General features: G+C 62.5%; 19 protein-coding genes. 6 read left to right on the top strand and 13 right to left on the bottom strand.

What is annotated here, in order from left to right; all coding sequences use genetic code 11:
* Positions 1-150: 150 nt before the first annotated feature.
* Complete coding sequence (locus tag F758_RS0119600) at positions 151-1,125, bottom strand: aliphatic sulfonate ABC transporter substrate-binding protein (RefSeq protein ID WP_024509462.1); 975 nt, start codon at positions 1,123-1,125, stop codon at positions 151-153.
* A gap of 188 nt (positions 1,126-1,313) precedes the next feature.
* Here F758_RS0119600 and F758_RS0119595 point away from each other — a divergent pair, with 188 nt between their 5' ends.
* Positions 1,314-4,112 carry a [protein-PII] uridylyltransferase gene (locus F758_RS0119595; protein ID WP_024509461.1) on the top strand — a complete coding sequence of 933 codons (2,799 nt, stop codon included), beginning with the start codon at positions 1,314-1,316 and terminating at the stop codon, positions 4,110-4,112.
* Between the two features lie 95 nt (positions 4,113-4,207).
* Here F758_RS0119595 and F758_RS0119590 read toward each other — a convergent pair whose 3' ends face one another.
* A complete protein-coding gene (locus tag F758_RS0119590; protein ID WP_024509460.1) occupies positions 4,208-4,750 on the bottom strand; it encodes a methylated-DNA--[protein]-cysteine S-methyltransferase in 543 nt (180 codons plus the stop codon).
* Positions 4,751-5,040: 290 nt separating this feature from the next.
* Here F758_RS0119590 and F758_RS0119585 point away from each other — a divergent pair, with 290 nt between their 5' ends.
* Positions 5,041-6,267: an ABC transporter substrate-binding protein gene (locus F758_RS0119585; RefSeq protein WP_024509459.1), complete on the top strand. Its 1,227-nt coding sequence runs from the start codon at positions 5,041-5,043 to the stop codon at positions 6,265-6,267.
* A gap of 134 nt (positions 6,268-6,401) precedes the next feature.
* Here F758_RS0119585 and F758_RS0119580 read toward each other — a convergent pair whose 3' ends face one another.
* Entirely contained in the window at positions 6,402-6,827 is a 426-nt protein-coding gene (locus F758_RS0119580; RefSeq protein WP_024509458.1) for a DUF1330 domain-containing protein, read from the bottom strand.
* A 137-nt stretch (positions 6,828-6,964) separates the two neighbouring features.
* Here F758_RS0119580 and F758_RS0119575 point away from each other — a divergent pair, with 137 nt between their 5' ends.
* The gene (locus F758_RS0119575; RefSeq protein WP_024509457.1) at positions 6,965-9,154 is read left to right on the top strand and encodes a transglycosylase domain-containing protein; all 2,190 of its coding nucleotides are present in this window, start codon (positions 6,965-6,967) and stop codon (positions 9,152-9,154) included.
* Positions 9,155-9,197: 43 nt separating this feature from the next.
* On the opposite strand, the gene F758_RS0119570 is transcribed toward F758_RS0119575, so the two are convergent.
* The 4 genes from F758_RS0119570 to F758_RS0119555 all read right to left on the bottom strand — a co-directional run bounded on the left by F758_RS0119570 (position 9,198) and on the right by F758_RS0119555 (position 13,327).
* Positions 9,198-10,037, bottom strand: a complete 840-nt coding sequence (locus tag F758_RS0119570; RefSeq protein WP_024509456.1) for a M48 family metallopeptidase — start codon at positions 10,035-10,037, stop codon at positions 9,198-9,200.
* Between the two features lie 229 nt (positions 10,038-10,266).
* On the bottom strand, positions 10,267-11,595 hold the full coding sequence (locus F758_RS0119565; protein WP_024509455.1) for a polyhydroxyalkanoate depolymerase: 1,329 nt from the start codon (positions 11,593-11,595) through the stop codon (positions 10,267-10,269).
* Positions 11,596-11,717: 122 nt separating this feature from the next.
* A complete protein-coding gene (locus F758_RS0119560; protein ID WP_024509454.1) occupies positions 11,718-12,536 on the bottom strand; it encodes an ABC transporter permease in 819 nt (272 codons plus the stop codon).
* Positions 12,533-13,327: an ABC transporter ATP-binding protein gene (locus F758_RS0119555; RefSeq protein ID WP_024509453.1), complete on the bottom strand. Its 795-nt coding sequence runs from the start codon at positions 13,325-13,327 to the stop codon at positions 12,533-12,535. Before F758_RS0119555 ends, F758_RS0119560 begins: the two co-directional genes overlap by 4 nt.
* Positions 13,328-13,527: 200 nt before the next feature.
* On the opposite strand from F758_RS0119555, the gene F758_RS0119550 reads away from it, so the two are divergent.
* Positions 13,528-14,862 (top strand): ActS/PrrB/RegB family redox-sensitive histidine kinase, encoded by a 1,335-nt coding sequence (locus tag F758_RS0119550; RefSeq protein WP_024509452.1) that lies wholly within the window; start codon positions 13,528-13,530, stop codon positions 14,860-14,862.
* Between the two features lie 179 nt (positions 14,863-15,041).
* Entirely contained in the window at positions 15,042-15,605 is a 564-nt protein-coding gene (locus F758_RS0119545; RefSeq protein ID WP_157450081.1) for an ActR/PrrA/RegA family redox response regulator transcription factor, read from the top strand.
* Between the two features lie 82 nt (positions 15,606-15,687).
* Here the strand turns inward: F758_RS0119545 and F758_RS0119540 are convergent, their stop codons facing one another.
* Complete coding sequence (locus tag F758_RS0119540; protein ID WP_024509450.1) at positions 15,688-16,179, bottom strand: MmcB family DNA repair protein; 492 nt, start codon at positions 16,177-16,179, stop codon at positions 15,688-15,690.
* A gap of 84 nt (positions 16,180-16,263) precedes the next feature.
* On the opposite strand from F758_RS0119540, the gene F758_RS0119535 reads away from it, so the two are divergent.
* Positions 16,264-16,938, top strand: coding sequence for an MBL fold metallo-hydrolase (locus tag F758_RS0119535; protein ID WP_024509449.1), 675 nt, complete (start codon positions 16,264-16,266; stop codon positions 16,936-16,938).
* A gap of 154 nt (positions 16,939-17,092) precedes the next feature.
* On the opposite strand, the gene F758_RS0119530 is transcribed toward F758_RS0119535, so the two are convergent.
* The 5 genes from F758_RS0119530 to F758_RS0119510 all read right to left on the bottom strand — a co-directional run bounded on the left by F758_RS0119530 (position 17,093) and on the right by F758_RS0119510 (position 23,571).
* Complete coding sequence (locus tag F758_RS0119530; protein ID WP_024509448.1) at positions 17,093-18,307, bottom strand: extracellular catalytic domain type 1 short-chain-length polyhydroxyalkanoate depolymerase; 1,215 nt, start codon at positions 18,305-18,307, stop codon at positions 17,093-17,095.
* 187 nt (positions 18,308-18,494) lie between these two features.
* Positions 18,495-19,901: an MFS transporter gene (locus F758_RS0119525; RefSeq protein WP_024509447.1), complete on the bottom strand. Its 1,407-nt coding sequence runs from the start codon at positions 19,899-19,901 to the stop codon at positions 18,495-18,497.
* Between the two features lie 131 nt (positions 19,902-20,032).
* Positions 20,033-21,244, bottom strand: a complete 1,212-nt coding sequence (locus tag F758_RS0119520; RefSeq protein ID WP_024509446.1) for an MFS transporter — start codon at positions 21,242-21,244, stop codon at positions 20,033-20,035.
* A gap of 2 nt (positions 21,245-21,246) precedes the next feature.
* On the bottom strand, positions 21,247-21,915 hold the full coding sequence (locus tag F758_RS0119515) for a GntR family transcriptional regulator (protein ID WP_024509445.1): 669 nt from the start codon (positions 21,913-21,915) through the stop codon (positions 21,247-21,249).
* 192 nt (positions 21,916-22,107) lie between these two features.
* The gene (locus tag F758_RS0119510; protein ID WP_024509444.1) at positions 22,108-23,571 is read right to left on the bottom strand and encodes a glycosyltransferase; all 1,464 of its coding nucleotides are present in this window, start codon (positions 23,569-23,571) and stop codon (positions 22,108-22,110) included.
* Positions 23,572-23,761: the final 190 nt, after the last annotated feature.

Here is a 23,761-nt window from a genome sequence, read left to right as displayed (position 1 = left end):
AGGCCGCTGCTATTGCACCGGATGGTCGTCCGGTCTTCGCAAAACTTTGCCCTGGGTTCTGAATCCCGGGTCGCTCTTCCGCCTTTGCTCTCCGAGCCACGGCCGACAAGGCGCTTGCCCGGGACGACGACCTATATCGGGGCGACGAACTTAATTCGTCGGCAGCGGCACCTGATCATCGATCAGCGAGTCCAGCGCCGCCTTGACGTCGACCTTCGCATCGATGACGCCCGCCTTTTGCAGCGCCAGCCCCGCTTCCAAAATCGACTCGCGTTGCGGCGCGCCGATACGGTTGTAGGTCAGCTCGGTGCGTTCCTTGAGCTGCTTGTCGACCACGGCTTCCGGCAGCTTGGTCACGCTGATGAAGGTCTTCTTCAGCTCGTCGTAGCTCGCGAGCGACTCCTTGCGCGCCTCCTCGTAAGTGGCGAGCACGCGGCGAACGATATCGGGATGATCCTTCAGAAACTGCTCGCGCACATTGAGAATGCCCCAAGTATTGGCCTCCGGCTTGCGGTAGAACAGTTTTGCGCCGTCCTCGATTTCCGCCTGCGCCATCATCGGGTCCAGCCCCGCCCATGCATCGACATCGCCGCGGATCAGCGCGGTTTTGCCGTCGGCGTGCTGCAACAGCACCGGCGTGATGTCCTTTTCGGACAAGCCGGCGCCGAGCAGCGCGCGGACCAGGAAGATGTGCGGATCCGTGCCGCGGGTGACCGCGACGCGCTTGCCCTTAAGGTCGGCGACGCTTGCGATCTTGGAATCCTTGGTGGTGACCAGCGCGGTCCATTCGGGGCGCGAATAGACATAGATCGACTTGACCGGATTGCCATTAATCTTAGCTACAAGAGCAGCCGAGCCGGCAGTCGAGCCGAAATCGATCGAACCGGCATTGAGAAATTCGAGCGCCTTGTTGGAACCGGCGGACTGCACCCAGACGATGCTGATGCCATCCTTGCCGAACTCCTTTTCCAGGAGTCCCTTTTGCTTCAGCACCAGCGACACCGGATTGTAGGTCGCCCAGTCGATGCGAATCTCCTTGAGCGCGTCGGCGGCATCAGCGCTGACCGGCATCAATGTCATCGCCGCAAGGCTTGCAACCAAGGTGCGCCGCGAGAATTTGATCATGTTCGCTTCCCCTGAAAAGATGACGTCTTTTCAATGTGTTAGACAGCTTCGTCAATGAGAAAATCCGTACCTTTTAGGCTCCACAACGAGAACGGCTTTGCCGCGAAGACGCAAAATCCAGCATGGACCTGCCGCATGCCAAGAATGTCTCGTGACAGCGCAGGTGCGGTCCGATATCCGGTGAGGTCATGGACAACGTCGTAACCGAGCCGGTCCGCGCGGCTGAGGCGCCCTTTTTTGACACGACGCGCGTCACCGCCGCGATCGATGCGCTGGCCGAGCAGCATGCCGGCCGGGAGGACGTCTTTCGTTCGGCAATGGCGCAGTTGCTCAAGGGCGAGCTGGTTGAGGCACGCGCCGCCGCCCAGACGATGCTGCTGAAGGACCGGCACGGCCGGCGCTGTGCCGAGCGGCTCTGCCTGGTGCAGGATGAGATCATCCGCATCCTGTTTTCGGCCGCCACTCGCCATCTCTATCGCTCGCCGCTTCCCTCCGGCGCCGAACGTATGGCGGTGGTCGCCACCGGCGGCTATGGCCGCGGCCTGATGGCGCCGGAATCCGACATCGATCTCTTGTTCATCCTGCCCTACAAACAGACCGCGTGGGGCGAGCAGGTCGCCGAGGCCATTCTTTATTGTCTGTGGGACATGGGCCTGAAGGTCGGCCACGCCACGCGCTCGGTCGACGAATCGATCCGCCAGGCGCGCGGCGACATGACGATCCGCACCGCGATCCTGGAGACGCGATATCTGACCGGCGACAAGCCGCTCTATGATGAACTGGTAGCCCGGTTCGACAAGGAGGTGGTGCAGGGAACCGCGGCGGAGTTCGTCACCGCGAAACTCGCCGAGCGTGAGGAACGGCATCGCCGCGCCGGCCAGTCGCGCTATCTGGTCGAACCCAATGTGAAGGACGGCAAGGGCGGCTTGCGCGACCTGCACACCCTGTTCTGGATCGCGAAATATGTCTATCGCGTGCGCGAGACCGAGGAGCTGTTAGAGCGCGGCGTATTCGACGCCCAGGAATACCGCACCTTTCGCCGCTGCGCCGATTTCCTCTGGTCGGTGCGCTGTAATCTTCACTTTGTCACCGGGCGCGCCGAGGAGCGGCTGTCCTTCGACCTGCAGCGCGAGCTCGCGATCCGGCTCGGCTACACCAGTCATCCCGGAATGCAGGATGTCGAGCGCTTCATGAAGCACCACTTCCTGATTGCCAAGGAAGTCGGCGACCTCACTGCCATTCTGTGCGCGAAACTGGAAGATCAGCAGGCGAAGCCCGCGCCGGTGCTGAGCCGGATGATGGCGCGCTTCCGCCCCAGTCTGACGCGGCGGCGGGTGCCCGACGGCGACGACTTCGTCGTCGACAACAACCGCATCAATCTCGCCGCCCCCGACGTGTTCAAGCACGATCCGGTCAACCTGATCCGGATCTTCCGCCTGGCGCAGAAGAACAACCTTGCTTTTCACCCCGATGCGATGCGCAGCGTGACGCGCTCGCTGAAGCTGGTCAATTCGGAGCTGCGCGAGAACCCGGAAGCGAATCGGCTGTTCATGGAGATCTTGACCTCCAATGACGCCGAGATCGTGCTGCGGCGGATGAACGAGACCGGCGTGCTCGGCCATTTCATCCGCGCCTTCGGCCGCATCGTCTCGATGATGCAGTTCAACATGTATCATCACTACACGGTTGACGAGCATCTGATCCGCTGCATCGGGTTCCTGCAGGAGATCGAGCGCGGGGGCAGCGAGGAATTCGCGCTCGCCAGCGACCTGATGCGCAAGATCAGGCCCGAGCACCGCCCGGTGCTTTATGTCGCGACGCTCCTGCACGATATCGCGAAGGGCCGGCCGGAGGATCACTCCATCGCCGGCGCCAAGGTGGCGCGACGGCTCTGCCCGCGGCTCGGCTTCTCCGCAGGCGACACCGAGCTCGTCGCCTGGCTGATCGAGGAGCATCTGACCATGTCGACGGTTGCGCAATCGCGCGACCTCTCCGACCGCCGCACCATCGAGAATTTCGCTGCCGTAGTGCAGTCGGTCGAGCAGATGAAGCTGCTCACCATCCTCACCACCGCTGATATCCGCGGCGTTGGACCTGGCGTGTGGAACGGCTGGAAGGCGCAGCTCTTGCGCTCACTTTATTATGAGACCGAGCCGGTGCTGACCGGCGGGTTCTCGGAGGTCAACCGCGTCAGGCGCATTGCGGCGGCGCAGGCCGAATTCCGCGCGGCCTTCACCGAATGGAGCGAGCAGGAGATCAATGCCTATATCGGTCGGCATTATCCGGCCTACTGGCTCAAGGTCGAGCTGCCGCGCAAGATCCGCCACGCCCGCTTCATCAAGGCAACCGAACAGGCCGGGCACAAGCTCGCCATCAATGTCGGCTTTGACGAGGCGCGCGGCGTCACCGAGCTGACCATTCTGGCGATGGACCATCCTTGGCTGCTGTCGATCATCGCGGGCGCCTGTGCGTCGGCCGGCGCCAACATCGTGGACGCGCAGATCTACACGACGACCGACGGCCGGGCGCTCGACACCATCGCGATCTCAAGGGAATACGACCGCGACGAGGACGAAGGACGGCGGGCCACGCGGATCGGCGAGACAATCGAGGACGTGCTGGAAGGCAAGCTGCGGCTGCCCGAAGCCGTGGCGCGCCGGACGGTGCGCGGCGGCCGCGTCAAGGCGTTCGTGGTCGAACCTGAAGTCACCATCAACAATCAATGGTCGGAGCTTTACACCGTCATCGAAGTGTCCGGTCTCGACCGGCCGGGCCTGCTCTACCAGCTCACCACCGCGATCTCGAAGCTCAACCTCAACATCGCCTCGGCTCATGTCGCGACCTTCGGCGAACGCGCCCGCGACGTGTTTTACGTCACCGACCTCCTGGGCGCCCAGATAACCGCGCCGACCCGGCAGGCCGCGATCCGCAGCGCGCTGTTGCATCTGTTGTCGAACGACGAGGCGGTGGCGAAGCCCGCCGCGTGAGCACTCGGCCAGAGCGGAATTCGGTCCACCTCTCCGCAGCAGCGGGGAGAGCTGGACCGCGCGAGAGGCTCGCCCCTATTACCACAATCTCCACTTTATGATCGCCTCCGCGCGCTGCTCAGCCTCACGCCCTCATGCGCGAGCAGCCAGCGCTTGCGCTCGAGCCCGCCGCCATATTTGACCAGCGACCCGTCGGCGCCGATCAGGCGATGACAGGGAATGACGACGCTGATCGGATTGGCGCCGTTGGCGTGCCCGACCGCGCGCATGGCTTTGGGCGCGCCAAGATGTGCCGCCAGCGCGCCGTAGCTCACGGTCGTTCCAGGCGGGATTTCCGTAAGCGCGGTCCACACCTTGCGCTGAAAAGCGGTGCCGGCGAGGCGCCATTTGATGGCGCACAGGGAATTGAGTTCGCCGTTGAAATAGGCCGACAGCGCCGCCTTGATCTCCCGCGGAGCCGGCCCCTCCCGCAAGACCACCGCGCCATGCTGTAACCGCAATAACTCCCGCATGCGGGATTCGTAGCCCTCCCAATCCAATGCGCAAAGGACGCCCTTGCAGTCGGTCACCAGCAACGCTGTGCCGATTGGCGTATCCAACCGATCAATCCCGAGTGGCTCGGGCAGACTTGCGTTCACTGACTCTCTCATCCTCCAAGCTCGTTCCGAGGAGTGCCATGGCCGCCCCTTTGACTTGCCGCTGCGGCTTGCCATTCCGAGCAAGCTCATCTTCGCGCACCCACGCGCAGTATCGCCACCCGTTTTGCGCCATTCGATATCCGTCGCTCCCGGGAACATGATCCGTTGATCTTAAGGCCGCGGCCTCATCTTGCATTGCAGAAACCGGTCCTCCACAATCGCCCGCAGCGATGGCGTCCCTTCTCGGGGATCAGACCGTGGCACAATCAATGAAAAGAGGAACGCACCACATGAACAAGGGCTTTTTCCGCCTAGTCGCCGGCTCCGCGCTCGTGATCGCGCTGTCGGCATCATCGGCCTTCGCGCAGAAGAAATACGACCCCGGCGCCTCCGATAGCGAGATCAAGATTGGCCAGACCGTGCCGTTTTCCGGCCCCGCCTCGGCTTACGCTACCATCGGCAGGGCGCAGGCCGCCTACATCAACATGATCAACGACCAGGGCGGCATCAACGGCCGCAAGATCAAGCTGATCCAATATGACGACGCCTACAGCCCGCCGAAAGCGGTGGAGCAGGTGCGCAAACTGGTCGAGGACGACGAGGTGCTGTTGACCTTCCAGATCATCGGCACGCCGTCGAATGCCGCCGTGCAGAAATATCTCAACGCCAAGAAGGTGCCGCAACTGTTCGCCGCGACCGGCGCCTCCAAGTTCACCGATCCCAAGAACTTCCCCTGGACCATGGGATATAATCCCAACTACTTCGTCGAGGGCCGCATCTACGGCCAGTACATCCTGAAGGAGCATCCGAACGCCAAGGTCGGCGTGCTCTACCAGAACGACGATCTCGGCAAAGATTATCTCAACGGCATCAAGGCCGGGCTTGGCAACAAGGCGGCGACCATGATCGTCGCGGAGGCCTCTTACGAAGTATCCGATCCGACCATCGACTCGCAGATCCTAAAGATAAGGTCCGCCGGCGCCGACCTCCTCTTCAGCGCATCGACGCCGAAACCGGCCGCGCAGGCAATCAAGAAGCTCTACGAGCTCGACTGGCACCCGGTGCACATTCTCGACATCAACGCCACTTCAGTGGGCGCGGTGATGAAGCCGGCGGGGCTCGAGGCCTCCAAGGGAGTGATCTCGGTCAATTACGGCAAGGATCCGCTCGACCCGACCTGGAAGGACGATCCTGGCATGAAGAAATATTTCGACTTCATGGCCAAGTATTATCCGGAAGGGGACAAGAACTCCAACTTCAACGTCTACGGCTACTCCACGACAGAGCTCCTGGTGCACGTGCTCCAGATGTGCGGCGACAACTTGACTCGCGAGAATGTCATGAAGCAGGCGAGCTCGCTGAAGGACGTCACGGGCGACCTCGCGTTGCCGGGGATCAAGGCCAACACCTCGCCGACCGATTATCGCGTCAACAAGCAGCTACAGATGATGCGGTTCAACGGCGAGCGTTGGGAGCTGTTCGGCCCGATCCTCGAAGACACGGGCGCTACGGGGTAGAATTGCTCTCCGCGCTCTCGCCATGGCCGGGCTCGACCCGGCCATCCACGCCTTTCTTGCTCGCGGCTAACAAAGACGTGGATGCCCGGCACAAGCCCGGGCATCACGGAGGGGGAAATTGCGCCCGACAGCGGTCAGGCAGGAATCTCCCCAAAATTCTTCCCCACTGGCAGCACGCCGCAACGGATCAGGCGGGAATCTTCAACCGCAGCCTGGCGGTGCTTGACCGCTTCGCGATAGACGGGGTCGCGGATCATCTCCACGAACGCGCCGACGCTCGGATACTCCGCGATGAAGCAGTGGTCCCAGCGCTCCTCCTGCGGGCCGATCAGCATCAGTTCGAAGCGGCCCTGCCAGACGATCCTTCCGCCCAGCCGCTCGAACACCGGCCCGCTGTCGCGGCCATAGGCCGCATAGGCTTCGGCACCGCTCGCCTTACGGCCGTCGGGATAGGCGGCCTCGGCGCGCAGCCGGACAAGATTGAGCATGTGAATGGGGCCGGGGCGGTCATTGGCCCGAAACTGCGCGAACACTTCCTTGGTGGGATCGATATGGCCCATGCGTTTCTCCCTTAACTCGTCGGGCCATTTCTATCACGCGCCGCCTCACCTCCTAATCCCGCGTTAAGTTTTGCGTAACGGCCCCTTAAAGTCCCCCGTCTAGCGTGTGCCGGGGAGTTTCGTGACGTGAGCAGTAGATGGCGTGGGGACGGAAACGGAGCGGCACACGCAAGGAGCCGCAATTCGGGCTCGGCGCTTCGCTCGCCTCGCTGCGGCTAAGCCTCGAGGACCGGATCCCCTTTGGAGAAGACAAGCCGAAAAAATCGCAAGCCAGGCGCAGACAAGAGGAACCAGCCGACGAGGAACCGCCGCGTGAGCGCAAACCGCCCCCCTCCAGCATGAGCAGCAAGCGGCGCGGCAAAGCACGCGGTTTTCGCCTGTCACGGTTGATCTATTGGGGCCTCGTCCTCGGACTGTGGGGCGCCATCGCTGTGCTCGGCGCCGTGATCTGGGCCGGGGCGCATCTGCCGCCAATCCAATCGCTGGAAATTCCCAAGCGCCCGCCGACCATTGAGATCGTGGGGCTCGACGGCACTGTGCTGGCCCAGCGCGGAGAAATGGCAGGCGCCAATGTCGCCCTCAAAGACCTGCCGCCGTATTTGCCGAAGGCGTTCATCGCGATCGAGGACCGCAGGTTCTATTCCCATTTCGGCATCGATCCCTTCGGCATCTTGCGCGCGGCGGTCGCCAACCTGCTGCACCGTGGCGTCTCGCAGGGCGGCTCGACCTTGACCCAGCAACTCGCCAAGAATCTGTTCCTGACCCAGGAGCGGACGCTGACGCGCAAGCTGCAGGAAGCCGAGCTCGCGCTATGGCTGGAACGCAAATATTCCAAGAACGAAATTCTCGAGTTGTATCTGAACCGCGTCTATTTCGGCTCCGGCGCCTACGGCGTGGAAGCAGCGTCGCAGCGCTATTTCGGCAAATCCGCCAAGAGCGTCACGCTGGCGGAGGCCGCGATGCTGGCGGGGCTCGTCAAGTCACCCTCGCGTCTTGCGCCGAACCGCAATCCGGAAGGCGCCGCGGACCGTGCCAAGACCGTCCTTACGGCAATGGCGGAGGCCAAATTCGTCACGCAAGCGCAGGCGCAGGCCGCGAGCGCCCATCCGGCGATGAGCGTGAAGCCAGCAGGTGCCGGCACCGTCAACTATGTCGCCGACTGGATTTCCGAGGTGCTCGATGACCTGATCGGCCAGATCGAACAGAGCATCGTGGTGGAGACCACGATCGATCCCAAGCTGCAGGCCGCGGCGGAGGCCGCCATCATCGACGAGCTCGCCGCCAAGAGCGTGAAGTTCAATGTCAGCCAGGGTGCGCTGGTGGCGATGAGCCCCGATGGCGCCGTGCGCGCCATGGTGGGCGGGCGGAACTATGCCGAGAGCCAATACAACCGCGCGGTCACCGCCAAGCGGCAGCCGGGTTCCGCGTTCAAGCCGTTCGTCTATCTGACCGCGATCGAGGCGGGGCTGACGCCGGACACCGTCCGCATGGACGCGCCGCTCGACATCAAGGGTTGGAAGCCGGAGAACTACAGCCGCGAATATTTCGGTCCCGTGACGCTGACCCAGGCGCTCGCGATGTCGCTCAACACGGTCGCGGTGCGCGTCGGCCTCGAGGTCGGACCGAAGAATGTGGTGCGGACCGCCCACCGGCTTGGCATTTCCTCCAAACTCGAGCCTAACGCTTCGATCGCTCTCGGCACCTCCGAAGTTTCGATGACCGAACTCGTGGGTGCTTACGCGCCATTCGCCAATGGCGGCTATGCTGTGTCCCCCCATGTCGTGAGTAAGATCCGCACCCTCGAAGGCAAGATCCTCTACGTGCGCCAATCCGAGCAGCTCAACCAGGTGATCGAACCGCGCAATGTCGCGATGATGGACGCGATGATGGAGCAGACGCTGATCTCGGGCACGGCGCGGAAGGCGGAAATTCCGGGTTGGCAGGCTGCCGGCAAGACCGGCACCAGCCAGGATTTTCGCGACGCCTGGTTCATCGGCTATACGGCCCATCTCGTCACCGGCGTCTGGCTCGGCAATGACGACAATTCGCCGACCAAGAAGGCGACCGGCGGCGGACTGCCAGTGGAAGTCTGGTCCCGCTTCATGCGTACCGCGCTGCAAGGTGTTCAGCCCGCACCCTTGCCGAACTCGCAACCGCCGAGCCCGATGTCCAATCTCGCCCAGATCGCATCGCAAATCACCGCGCCGTCCGCGCCCGCGCCGCAGCCCATGACCAGCGGCCGCGCAGCATCCAGCCGCGGCGCAGTGCGACCCGAGGCGGACGCAGGGCTCGACGGCTGGCTGCTTCAGCGGCTGTTCGGGCGGTAGTTCGAAGCGGCAAATGCCGACGATGTCGTCCCGACGAGAGGAATCAATCCTCGATCCCGTACCGGTGCAGGTCATTGCCGCAGGTGTCGAGCCACTTCTTTGCGCGTTCGACCGAGGGACAGATCCTGGCCACCACGCGCCAGAACCGCGGCGAATGGTTCATCTCGACGAGATGCGCAACTTCATGGGCGGCGAGATAGTCGAGCACAAAGGGCGGCGCGAGGATCAAGCGCCAGGAGAAGGACAGCGATCCCGCCGAGGTGCACGAACCCCAGCGGCTCGACTGATCGCGGATCGAGAGCCGCTTCACCCGCACGCCGAGCTCTTGCGCGTAAATCTCCGCCGCCTTCTGCAGCTCACGTCGCGCTTCGCGCTTGAGGTAATCATGCACCCGACGATCGAGATGTTCGAGGCCGCCGGCAACGCAAAGGATCTTTTCGCCGCTGTCGCGCGTCTCCGTCCAAACGGTGCCGCGCTCACCGCCACGATGAACGATCCGATGCGGCACCCCGCGCAGCGGCACCACCGCACCCGGCAAGAACGGCGCGGCCTTCGGCAATCGCCCCAAACGTGCGGCGATCCAGCCGCCATGTAGTTGTGCAAAGTCTCTCGCTTCCGCGATCGTCCCCCGCGGGGGCATCGTCAATATGGCTTCGCGGTCAGTGGGATGAATGCGCAACGTGTAACGGCGCGCGCGCCGATGCCTGCGCAGCCGGATCGCAAAGATTTGCGAGCCATGTTTGATGAGAAAGGTCGAAGGTTCGTAAGGGCGCCGATACAGGAGCGCGCGAGTGGCCATGTCTGTCAGTCCGGGGGGTAGGAGTTCGCCCGGATTCTGCCATATCCAAAGCCAGTGAAATCGCCCGGCGCAAAAACAAATCATTTGCCCAATATACGGGGTCTAGCGGCCATCCCAGGCCCTACAGAATGGGGCCGAAAACGGAAATTTTGACTTAAAAACCCCAGTTCCGGCTCGCTCAAGGAGTGAAATAAAACTCATTCCTTCGGAACCGGCGAATCCGGCTTTCCTGATGCCGGATCAGGTACTTACCTTAAGGCGCAATCGGCGCGAATTTCACGCCGATTGCGCCAACTTCTCACAAAGCGCGTGCTTATTCGGCCGCGAGCGCCAACATCGACTTCGGATTCGCCGCCGAGAGCATGAAATCGTTGATGCGCGGCACGATCTCGGAACGGAAACGGGAACCATTGAACACACCGTAGTGACCAACACCGGGCTGCACATAGTGCACGCGGCGATGTGCAGGGATCGAACTGCACAAATCGTGCGTCGCTTCGGTCTGACCGAGACCGGAAATGTCATCCTTCTCGCCTTCAACCGTCATCAACGCCACGCGCGTGATCTTTGAAGGATCAACCGGCGTGCCGCGATGGGTCATCTGGCCCTTCGGCAGCGCGTGCTTGACGAAGACCGTCTCCACCGTCTGCAGGTAATATTCGGCTGTGAGATCCATCACCGCCAGATATTCGTCATAGAAGTCGCGGTGCTTGTCGACGAGATCGCCGTCGCCCTTCACCAGATTGCGGAATAGTGCCTTGTGGGCATCGACATGGCGGTCGAGATTCATGCTGATGAAGCCGTTGAGCTGCAAAAATCCCGGATAGACGTCGCGCATCACGCCCGGATGCGGGAACGGCACCTTGGTGATGACATGGCTGCGGAACCACTCGATACCGCGCTCCTCAGCAAGCTTGTTGACCGCGGTCGGATTGCGACGGGTATCGATCGGCCCACCCATCAGCGTCATCGAGACCGGCACGAACGGATCGCGCCGCGCTTCCATCAGGGACACCGCCGCAACCACCGGCACCGCGGGCTGGCAGACGGCGATGACGTGCATGTTGCCGCCAAGCACATGGAGCATCTCGATGACGTAGTCGATGTAGTCGTCGAGGTCGAACCGCCCTTCCGACAACGGCACCATGCGTGCATCCGACCAGTCGGTGATGTAAACCTCGTGCGTCGGCAGGAAGGCTTCGACCGTGCCGCGCAACAAGGTGGCGTAATGGCCGGACATCGGCGCCACGATCAGCACGCGTGGTTGTGGAGAGCGCAGGGGACGGGTGAACTTGCGATCGAAGTAGAGTAGTCGGCAGAACGGCTTTTCCCAGACGCTGCGAATCTCGATCGGCACGCGGATGCCGGCGACTTCAGTCTCGCTGATGCCCCATTCCGGCTTGCCGTAACGGCGCGTGGTGCGCTCGAACAACTCGCAGGCCGCGGCGAGCTGCTTGCCGAACTGGGTGTGCGACCAGGGATTGAGCGGATTCTGAAACAGGATCTTGGTGGCGTCCGAGACCGCGCGAGCCGGATTGAGCGAGGCATGCGCCATCTCATACATCCAGTACATCGGTGTCGTTAGCGCCGGACTGCCTTCAGCCGCTAACGGAGGTGCGCCGCCGAACTCGCCTATTGCCATTTCTTAATCTTCCCTTTTGCGTCGCAATATAGTGCCGAATGCGTAATAAAGCGTCAATGCACAGATCGGTATCCGGACGCTCTTTCGGTAGAGAAGATCACGAAAATCCACGGGAAAATGATTTATTCGCCGCCCGCGAGCAGCGAGCCGTGACGGCGGGCGCTGCGCAAAAGTGCAAGAAATGCCGTAAACGAGGCCATCAGCAGCACGGCATTGATCGCAAGCGCTGCGAGCATCAGGTCGGCGCGGAAGACATGGTCGATGAGGAGGGCGCGCATGCCCTCGAACACGTAAGTCGGCGGCAGCGACCAGGAGATATATTGCAGCCATACCGGCAGTACGTGCACCGGATAATAGACGCAGGCGAGCGGCATCAGCGCAAACATCAGCGTCCAGACAATGCTCTCAGCGCCTAACCCATGCCGCAGCACCAGGCCGGAGACGAAGATGCCGACCGCCCAGCTCGTGAAGATCAGGTTGCAGAAAAAGGCGATCAGCGGCAGGCCAAGGCTGTAGAAATTGAACTGAAAGAAAAACAGGGCGAGCAGCGTCATCGGGAAGACGCCGATCGCAAGCCTGATCAGGCTCATCGTCATCAGCGCGATCAGGAACTCGATCGGCTTCAACGGGCTCATCATCAGGTTGGCGAGATTGCGCGCCCACATTTCCTCCAGAAACGAGATGGAGAAGCCGAGCTGGCCGCGGAACAGGATGTCCCACAGGATCACCGCGCCGATCAGCGTGCCGCCGGCGCGCGCGAAAAAATTGGCGTTTTGCGCAATATAAGTCTGCAGGAACCCCCAGGTGATGATCTGCAGTACCGGCCAGTAGACGAGCTCCAGGAGCCGCGGCCAGGACGACAGCAAAAGATACCAGTAGCGCAGAATCATTGCGCCGATGCGGTTGACGGAAATCCCGCCACGCAGCGCCAGCTCGCTCATGACGCCGCTTCCTTGACGCGGCCGCGCGCGACGTCGAGGAAGACTTCCTCCAGCGTCGCCCGGTTGTAGCGCGCCATGATGCCTTCCGGGCTGTCGTCGTCCTCGACGCGGCCGCGCTTCATGATAATGACGCGGTCGCAGAGCCGCTCGACCTCGAGCATATTGTGGGAAGCCAACAGGACCGTCGCCTGATGGGTCCTGCGGTAGGTCTCCAAGTGCCCGCGCACCCAATCCGCGGTATCCGGATCGAGCGAGGCGGTCGGCTCGTCGAGCAGAAGCAGCTCGGGCTCGTTGATCAGCGCCTTGGCGAGGGCCACGCGCGTCTTCTGTCCCGCCGAGAGCTTGCCGTTGGCGCGGTCGAGGAATTCGCTGAGATCGAGTTCATCAGCCAGTTGCGCGATGCGCTCGCGCAAGTTCGCCACGGCATAGAGGCGGCCGAAGATGGTCAGGTTCTGTCGCACCGTCAATCGCATCGGCATGTCGACATAGGGGCTCTCGAAATTCATCCGCCCGAGCACACGCTCGCTCTGCTGCGGCATTTGATAGCCCAACACCTGGACGCGCCCCGAAGTCGGCAGCACCAGCCCCATGATCATGGCAATCGTCGTGGTCTTGCCGGCGCCATTGCCTCCGAGCAGCCCGGTGATACTGCCGCGCGCGATCGAAAAGGAGATATCGTCGACCGCCCGCGTCTGCTTGTAGACCTTGGTGAGATGCGCGACGTCAATCGCGGCGGAGCCTAGCGGATCCGCGGCGGCCGATTTCGGCGGAACCTGGTCGATGATGTTCATGCGGGGCCGTTCATTGGGCCATTGCGGCAATAAGCGCAACAGCTATGAGCCGCAAACCGTGCAATTTGTGATCGGTTCGTCGCCGCCAGAAGGGCGAGGACCTCCCTCGGGCCCCTTATCCAGCTCTATCCTTTTGTTTGAGCATGATCTTTTCGGAATACCGCTACACACACTTGCGGGTCATGCTCTAAGCTTCAGCCATGATCGACATCGCCGCTTCCGATTTCCGCCACCCGCGGCGCCATGTGCGCCTGGACACGATCTTGCGGCTGCGCTGGCTTGCCGTGCTCGGCCAATTGGCAGCGATTTTCATCGTGCTGCAGGGGCTGGAATTCGACCTGCCGGTGATCCCCTGCCTCGCCATCATTGGTCTTTCCGCGCTGCTCAATCTGGGCCTGCAGATCGCGTTCAATCCGATGCAGCGGTTGGAGCCGCGCTATGCTGCGGCCCTGCTCGCGCTGAATATCATTGAGCTTGCGGCGCTGCTGTTTCTCACCGGCGGCCTGCAAAACCCGTTTTCCTTCCTGTTCCTGGCGCCGGTCCTGATCTCGGCCACCGCGCTGCCGTCGCGGCTCACCATGGCGCTTGGCGCCCTCGCGGTGGCCTGCGCGTCCATTCTGGTCTTCTTCTACATGCCGCTGCCCTGGGATGCCGAGGAGCCGCTGGTGCTGCCGCCAATCTACTTGTTCGGAGTGTGGCTCTCAATCGTGGTCGCGATCGGCGTCACCAGCCTTTATGCATTCCAGGTCACCGAGGAAGCGCGCGAGCTCGCGGATGCGCTAGCCGCGACCGAACTGGTGCTGGCGCGCGAGCAGCACCTCACACAGCTCGACGGGCTGGCTGCCGCCGCCGCGCATGAGCTTGGCACGCCACTGTCGACCATCGTCCTGATCTCGCGCGAACTCGAGCGCGCGCTGCAGGACAACGCCCAGGTCTCCGCCGACATCAAAACCCTGCGCGAGCAGGCGCAGCGCTGCCGCGACATTCTCTCCAAGATCACCCAGCTCTCATCGACCGGCGCGCCGTTCGATCGCATGAAGCTGTCGACCTTGATCGAGGAAATCGTCGCGCCGCACCGCGATTTCGGCGTCGCGATCAAGGTTCGGATTGCGGTGGCCGGTTCGAAAGAGCCGGTCGGTACACGCAATCCGGCGATCCTTTACGGCGTCGGCAACATTCTGGAAAACGCGCTCGACTTCGCCCGCTCTGCGGTGGAAGTGAATGCCTGGTGGAACAATGACAGCGTCGAGATCGTGATCTCCGACGACGGTCCGGGATTTGCGCCTGATATCCTGAAGCGGATCGGCGAGCCCTATCTGTCACGCCGGCGCGGGGCTGAGGACACGCAAAGCGAGCATTCGGGGCTTGGACTCGGCGTGTTCATCGCACGCACGCTTCTGGAGCGCACCGGCGCCAAGATCTCATTTACCAACCGGATCTTTCCCGATCATGGCGCCGTGGTCTCGGTCGTCTGGCCGCGCCACCGCTTCGAGGCGGGCGAAAGTGGTGAAGAGAATGCCGAGGCCGACGCCTGATCTGGCTATGCCGGAGAACCGGTTTTTTCGAAAAGATGCCGCATAAACAAGTGGATAGACGGGATTCGATTTCATCCCGCGCCGTCAGCGGCGTAAGGCCGCATTTATGCAACCTGATTTTAGTGCTCTTGGCAGGGCGTATCCGCAACGCCATATCTTTTCGGGAACAACCTTAAGAGATGCCCGCCTTGGCCGCCGCTGCTCAACTTGCCGATTACCCCGATCACTCGCTCCTGATCGTGGAGGATGACAAGCCGTTCCTGGAGCGCCTCGGGCGCGCGATGGAAACGCGCGGTTTTGCCGTGACCTCCTGCGACAGCGTCGCCGAGGGCCTTGCACAGATTGCCAAGGCCGCGCCAGCTTTCGCGGTGGTGGACCTGCGGCTTGGCGACGGCAACGGGCTTGACGTGGTCTCGGCGCTCAAGCGCAAGCGCCCCGATGCGCGCGTCATCGTGCTCACCGGCTATGGCAATATCGCCACCGCCGTCACTGCAGTGAAGATGGGCGCGGTGGACTATCTAGCAAAGCCGGCCGATGCCGACGATGTCGTCGCGGCTCTGCTTGCCACCGGCACCGAGAAATCGGAGCTGCCGCAGAATCCGATGTCGGCGGACCGCGTGCGCTGGGAGCACATCCAGCGCATCTACGAGATGTGCAACCGCAACGTCTCCGAGACCGCGCGGCGGCTCAACATGCATCGCCGCACCTTGCAGCGGATTCTGGCCAAACGCGCACCGCGCTAAGCATTATCTCGATCCGTCACCCCTGAGGCGCTCGCGCTAGCGAGCCTCGAAGGAGGGATGGCCTCGCTGAGCCGGGCACCAATCACTCCCAAAAATCCGCGTGCCCCTGCGGATCGAGCAGTCTGTTCATCCGCTGCCCGGCGGCCATGGCGAAACGTATCATCATCAGCTTGCGCGTCGGTGCCGGCAGGCGATGTACCGGCGCATCGCAAAACATATGCGCGCCGTAGGCATCGGCGACGATCAGGCCGGTGTCTTTCGGAAAAATCTCGCAAGGCAGGCCCTGCGTGAAGGCGAAGAACAACCGGTCGCAATGGGCGCGGTAATCCTCCCATTTGTGGTCTGCGCGCAGGTCCTCAACCGAAGACTTGATCTCGATGATCCAGATTTCGCCCCGCTCATTCAGCGCTACCAGATCGGCGCGGCGGCCCGAGGGCAACGGCAATTCGCTGATACTGGAAAATCCCAGCGAACGCAGCAGCCGCGCCGTGCCGCGCGCGACCGCAAGCGCGGTCTCCGATTGGCGACCATCGGCTGGCGGGACAAGGCTGATCTGGCGGACACGCTGTTCCATGAACCTTGAGTTTACCCGATTCCGCAACCGTGCTGCACGAATCTTTCGCTTTCGCCGCCCTCCAAAAATCGGCATTGTGGCGGCATGACCCAACAGAACCAAACCGAAGCCAAGGCGAAAGCCGGCGCGATCATCGTGCCGGTGACGCCGTTCGAGCAGAATTGCACCATCATCTGGGATGAGGCGACCAAGCAGGCCTCAGTGTTCGATCCCGGCGGCGATGTTCCGAAGATCCTGGCCGCGATCGAAAAGACCGGGGTGAAGGTCGAGAAGATCTGGCTCACTCACGGCCATATCGATCATGTCGGCGGCGCCGCCGAACTGCGCGACGCGCTGCGCGTGCCGATCGAAGGCCCGCACCGGGCGGATAAATTCCTGCTCGACAACGTCGTGACCTCCGGCGCAACTTTCGGCATGACGGGTGTGCGCAATTTCGCGCCCGACCGCTGGCTCGAGGAAGGCGAGCGGGTAGAGATCGGCTCGCTCAGCTTCGAAATCCTGCATTGCCCCGGTCACTCACCGGGCAGCATCGTGTACTTCAACAAGGATTTGCGTTTTGCCCATGTCGGCGACGTCTTGTTCAACGGCTCGGTCGGCCGCACCGACCTTCCCGGCGGCAATCACCAAACCCTGATCTCTTCGATCAAGGCAAAACTGCTGCCGCTTGGCGACGATGTCGGCTTCATCTGCGGCCACGGCGCAGGCTCGAGCTTCGGCCAGGAGCGCCGGACCAATCCGTTCATCACGGGGCAAATGTAGGCCGTGATGCTTCCCTCTTCCTGTCCTTCACGGGGGGAGAGGGTTGGGTGACTCTGTCCGCGCATCGCTTTCGCGCCAGACGCCCCTCACCCGAACCGCGCTGCGCGCGATCCGACCTCTCCCAAGCGAACTTGCTGTGACGGCGGATGGAAGGCTACTTCTTCAGCCCGGCGGCGATCAGCACGCGCTCGAGGGCTGCGCCGACATCGCCCACGATGCGGTGCCGCTTTTTCGGTGGAGCCGCGGCTTCTGACTCGGCCGGCTGTTCGGTCGTGATCAGAGGCCGCAGCACCTTGGTAAGATCCGGCACCGCCACGGCCGAGATTGGGGACACCGGCGGAATCAGTTTGGCGCTCGGCGACTCCGCGACCGTCGGCTTGGCATCGCGAATCCAGCGCGTGAGGCCGAAGAATTTGGCGATGTGGTAGGACGAGGAGATGCCGGCTTCGAGCAGGAACGCCCCCTCCTTGCCATAACGCTTGTCGTCGTGACCGCGCCCGAGCGGCGTGCCATGCGCCATGTCGGCGATCGCGTAGGATTCGACGACGGTCTGGCCGTCTTCATTCCACCAGACCTGACGTCGATGGCCGTCGACCACACCTTGCGACATCGGCGCTTCCGGCAGATCGTGCACGTCAAGCCATTGGCCGACGATCTCACCGGCATTGGCAGGACTGACGGTGCGGTCGGCGCTGCCGTGCCACACCGACACTTTCGGCCAAGGCCCACGATATTTGGAGGCGTTACGCACGAGATCGCCGAGCGCTGCCCCGGACCGCCCGGAGCCGGTTCGCATCGCGAGCAACGCTTCCCGCACATTGCCGGCGACACCGAACGGCAGACCCGCGATGATCGCGCCCGCCGAAAACACGTCCGGATAAGCCGCGAGCATCACCGATGCCATCGCTCCACCAGCGGAGAGGCCGGTGACAAAGACGCGACGCGGGTCGATGGCGTGATCGCGTACCATGCGCACGACCATCTGACGGATCGAGGCGGCTTCGCCGCGCCCGCGGGCGATGTCGTCCTTGCTGAACCAATTGAAGCAGCCATTGGGATTGTTCGATGGCTGCTGTTGCGGCAACAGCAAAGCAAAGCCGTAATGCTTGGCGAGCGTCGACCAGCCGGCACCGAGATCGTAAGACGCCGCGGTCTGACCGCAGCCATGCAGCACGACGACAAGCGCATGCGGCTGCTGCAGCTTCGACGGCACGAAAGCGAACATCCGCAAATTTCCGGGGTTGCTGCCGAACCCACGCACCTCCGTCAGCGGGCTTTGCACGTCGCCGCGCAAGCCGCGGCCATAGAGCGGCCAATCGCCCGGCTTGGGAAGGAGGCTTAGGAAGTCGATATTTTCAGCGAGAGACACCTGGGGCTCCCTTGGTGGACAGCTTTAACCCCACCAAGAACAGATAGTTGCTGCAGCGCAAAACAAAAGTATGTGTGCTGTCGATCCCCAGGATTTGACCCGCGATTCGAGACTAACGCAAGCGCGCGATCACAGTTCTAGCATTCGATCGTCATCTTTTTGGAAAGCTGTTGCCCACTTGTCTCCATCATGCGCGAGCGCATCGCATCCACGACAAAAATGCGACGCATGTCACAATTGAAAGCGCAAACATGACGAGCGCTGCAAACAGCGCGTGCTGCGCGGCGCGTGATGTTTCGATTGCAAAGAACACCGCGCCGACGGCGGCAACGCCCGCGGCATTGGCGATCTGCGCCGTCGTGCCATACATGCCTGAACCTGCGCCCGCGGCGGCCGGCTTGACCGTCGCCAGCACCGCGCTCGACAACGGCGCCATTACCAATCCTTGCCCATAGCCGAAGATCGCAAGCACGAGCGACAGCGCCAAGGCCGACGGCGCTTCGATTTGAAATACCAATAGGCCGATAGCCCCCAAGGCTATCATCTGGACAATGCAGCCTTCGATCAGCACCAGCGTACCGCGATGCTTGGCGCGCGCGCCGCTATGGCGGGACGCGACCACAAAGTTCAACGCCAACGGCATGAACACGAGCCCGCCTTGCAGCGGTGGAATCTGCAATGTCTTTTGCATGAACACCGTCATCACGAAATAAAATGACAGGTTGGCGAGAAAGAAAAAGAACGCCGCGCAAAGTCCCCGCATGAAACGCGCGTCCGACAATAGCGAGAGATCGATCAGCGGCATGCCGGCGCGGCTTGCGATAGTCCTTTCCAGGCGCGGGAATGCCGCGACGATGACAACGCCCGCCGCCATGATCAGCCAGAGCCAGGGCGCCCAATGCACATCATGGCCGAACAGCAACGGCCCAATCAGACACAACAGGCCAACGAACATGACGACCGCGCCGGGAATGTCGAGCCTGGTGCCGGGCCGAAGCGGCGCCGGAGGCATGATCCTTGTGCCCGCGGCGAAGATGGCAAGCCCGAACGGCACGTTGACAAGAAACACCGTGCGCCAGCCGAGATGAGCGAGATCGAGCGTCACCAGCACGCCGCCAAGGGCGAAACCTGCAGCCCCCGCTAGTCCCAGTGCAACGCCATAAATGCCGAATGCGCGAGCGCGCGCCTGATCGGCAAACAGCAGATGCAGCGTCGCCAGAACCTGCGGCACCATCGCCGCCGCGGTCGCACCTTGCGCCAGCCGCGCCATGATCAACTCCGGGCCAGATCGCGCCAGCGCGCACCATAGCGAGGTCACGGTAAAGCCAAGCACGCCGGCGAGGAACACCGGCTTGGTGCCGTAGATATCGCCGAGCCGGCCGCCGGTGACAATCAAGGTCGCATAGGCGATCAGATAGATCGCGATCACTGACTCGATTTGAGCCGGACTTGCATTCAGCTCGGTCGCAATGGTGGGGATCGCGACATTGACGACAAAGGCGTCGACGCCAAACATGAATTGCGCCGCGACCACGATCGCGAGCACCCACCACCGACGCGAGGTATCGACGCCGGCTGTCACCATCTGATGCATGGGAATGCGGACCTGCCTCAATTGCAACTGCGACAGATGATGACCGCTCGTGGTCATCGGCGCGATTACCTCCGAGGTAAAAGGGCGCCATCGACCGGGAGAGCTGGCAAGCTCCGGGCGATCTGTCGTGCTTATCGGCCTTTCTCGAGAATGAAATTGCCGATGGCCCCCGCTGCCATCAAAACGCACGTGCCGAGAAAGACAGCGCGCATGCCGATGTGACCGCCGACGAACCCTCCGGCAAGAGGCCCGATCACCTGGCCGCAATATTGCGCCGACACCGAATAGCCCAGAATGCCTCCGGCGATCGCCTCCGGCACATTGTGCCGGATGACGCTGGCGATGCAAGGCAGCAGTCCACCGAGCGCGAGGCCCATGAGGAGGCGCAGGACGACGAGCTGCCAACCGCTGTCGACAAAGGCCTGCGGGATCAAGAGCGCTGCCGAGACCGCGAGACAGGCGATGATGATGGTCCAGTGTCCGACACGATCGGCAAGCTTGCCGAGCTGGGATGACGACAGAATGCTGCCCAGCGCCCCTGCCGACATCGCAAGACCGGCGAAGAACGTCACACGCGGGGGGTCCACGAGCTGGGCGACATAGACTGTGATGATCGGCTCGATCGACATGTTGGCGATCATCAGAAGGACGCCCGTCGCCAGCATCGCCACGATGGGACGCTTGTCGGGGATCAGCGACCATGCCCCGCGCGATTTGCGGCTCTTGGCCTGGGGCGGCCGCTTCTCTTCGTGAATCAAGAAGCTCGTGCCGAGAAAGGTGATGAAGATGACGGCGCCGGCGAGCAGAAAGGTCGCGCGAATGCCGATCAACGGCGGCAAGGCGCCGCCGATCAGCGGGCCAACCACGTTGCCGGCCATGATGCCGGAGGACAGAACGCCGAGCGCCCAGCCGGAGCGCGCCTTTGGCGTTTGCGCCGCGACCAGGATCATCGAGCCCGACGCGTAACCGCCGAGCAGACCGGCCAGCAGCCTCAGACCGACCAGCTCCCAGACATTGTGGGCCATGCCGATGAGCGACATCGCGATGGCCATACCGAGACTCGCGCGGATCAGCATGAGCTTGCGACCATAGCGGTCTCCAAGCTGTCCCCAGAGCGGCGCCGTCAGCGCCGCGCTGAAGAAGGCCGCGCCATAGGCGATGCCGGACCATTGCACGATGGCGGCGTGGTCCGTCACACCAAGCTGCTCGACATAGAGCGGCAGGAACGGCAGCAACAGCGTCATCGCCACGATCGTGGTGAAGGAGCCGAAGACGCAGACGAGCAGATTGCGCTTCCAGGGGCCGGCGTCGAGATTCAGCTCGAATTCGGGCGTCGCATCCATCTCTAGCGGACCCCGAGGACGGCAAAGCCGCGTGCGCGCAGGCCGCGGCGATCGTCATTCAACGAGCGGAGCAAACGATTGCGCGTCTCGCGGATGTGCGCTGCAACTTCGCGCGCCGCCTCGTCAGGCTCGTTGCGACGAATGAAGGCAAGTATGCGCCGATGCTCGGCCCAGGCCTGTTCGCGCGATGGCTCCGTCCAGACTTCGAGCCAGCGGGCCCGCGACAGCCGTGTCATCGCTCCTCCGATCGCCTTTGCGATAAACGGATTGCCCGATAGCCGCGCAAGTTCGACATGGAACTCGGTGCCGACCCTGTGCCATTCCTCGCGCGGCGCGCCAGCCTGGCAGGCATCGAGCATCTCTTCGATCGCGGCAAGATCCGCTTCGCTGGCGCGTGAACAGGCCAGCCGCACGCCCGTTGTCTCCAACGGCTCCCTGAACTCGGCGAGCGCCTCCAACTCACCGAGATCGATCGGGGCCACGATCCAGTTGCGGCCGTCGCGGCGGACCAACTCTTCGCCTTCCAGCCGCGCCAGCGCCGCCCGGATTGGCGTGCGGGAACCCGAAAACCGGCTCTCGAGCCAGCGTTCGGTCAAGCGCTCGCCTGGGGCGAGATCGAGCGACAGGATCATCTCGCGTAACTGACCGTGGATCTGGAGCATTTGCGACATAGTTGCGTTCTGGGGAAAGGGAGCAGAAACGAGAGCATCCGCGTTCGGTATACCAACTTGGGATACCGAACAAGACTGCCCCGGGATACCAGACCCGCATGAATCCGATAGAGCTGACCTTGCCCTATCAAGGCACCGTCATTCCGGGGCGCGTGTGAGCACGAACCCGCCGCCCGGAATGACCGGAACAGATCAAATCGCCTTCAGCTTGCGATAGGCAAACCAGACCATCTTGAGCAACAGCCAGCCGTCGCGGAAACGCGAGATCTGGGTCTCGCCGAAGGTGCGCGCCTTATAATGAATCGGCGTCTCGATGATTTTCAGGTTTTGCTTCGCGGCACCGAAAATCAGGTCGAAATCGCCGAACGGATCGAAATTGCCGAAATAGCCGCGCTCCTTCGCCAGCACCTCGTAATCCTTGCGCAGCAGCACCTTGGTGCCGCAGAGCGTGTCGGTCAGTCGCGTGTTGACGAGATAGCTGAACATGTAGGCGAACATGCGGTTGGCGATGAAGTTGAGAGGTCGCATCGCCTCCTGCTCCATCGGATAGACGAGGCGTGTGCCGTTGACGAATTCCGCCTTCCCGCTCTCGATCACCGCGTGATATTTCGGCAGGGCCTCGGGTGGCATGGTGAGGTCGGCGTCGAGAATCATCAGCACGTCGTTCTTGGCCGCGGCAAAGCCCTTGCGGACCGCATCGCCCTTGCCCTTGCCGTCCTGCTTCAACACCTTGATGTCCCATTGGCCGCGATAAGCCTCGCGGACGCGTTCGCATTCGGCAAGGGTGTCGTCAGAGGAATTGCCCTCGACGAAAATGATCTCCTGCTGGCTGCCGAAGCGCGGCATGCGCAGGATCGCATCCTCGATGTTGCCGCGCTCGTTGCGGCAGGGAATCACGATGCTGACCGAAAATTTGCGGTCCGGAAATTGCCGCACGGGACGGCCGACCAGATAGGTGCGCAGACATAATTTCCGCACGCCCGGCAACGGCGCCAAATAGCGGTTGATCAGAGGCCCAAGCCCGAACCAGCGCTGTGGCAAGAGTTGGCGCTGCTCCGCGGAAATCACCTCGAAATCGGCGAGGTCCATCAGATTGCGGAAATCCGCGTTGGCGATGTAGTTGATCTTCGGCTGCTTGCGCCGCAAGCCGATCGCCTCCGCACCCTTGAGGATCGGCTCCCAGAGATGGGAATAATAGGAGATCACGATCCGCGTCGACGGTTCGCAGAGTTGATGGATCAATCTCAGCGTGCCGTCGATATCCTCGAACATTCCGATCGTATCGGCGATGACGATGTAGTCGAACGGACCCTTGACCGATTGCAGCGTTGCCGGATCCTCGACGTCGCCCAGCACGAAGGTGAGCTGCGGGTGGCGTGCTCGTGCACGCGCCAGCGTTTGCGGTCCGAAATCGATGCCGACGCCGTAACAGGGTTCAAGGGCGGCGAGCAGGTCGCCGGTGCCGCAGCCCAATTCCAGCACGCGCTTGCCCGGGGGAATCAGGAAGCGCATGAACTTGAAATCGTCCTCATGGTAGGCGGCGTTGAATTTGCGCCAACTCTCCTGCTCGTCGAGGGACGAGTCGATCTCTTCCATCAATTGCCGTTTCCGCGGATTGGTGATCTGCGGAGGGACGGTTGCTTGCGCAAGAATCATGAATTGCCTCAAGTGAACGCGGTCGCGCCCGGCCCATGTCGCGGGCGGCGATCGGCGGACCGCCTTTTAAACTGAACTATTGCCAAACAGAACCCGGTTTGCGCGGCATAACGCCGGTAAATTGGGCCCACCCGGCGACCACTGAGCAGTCAGCATTGCTGGCCTGCGGACTGCGGACGATTGCCTTGCG

This window comes from Bradyrhizobium sp. ARR65 (assembly GCF_000472385.1).
In the GTDB taxonomy this organism is placed as follows: Bacteria; Pseudomonadota; Alphaproteobacteria; order Rhizobiales; family Xanthobacteraceae; genus Bradyrhizobium.
This window is presented reverse-complemented; position numbering and strand designations above follow the sequence as displayed.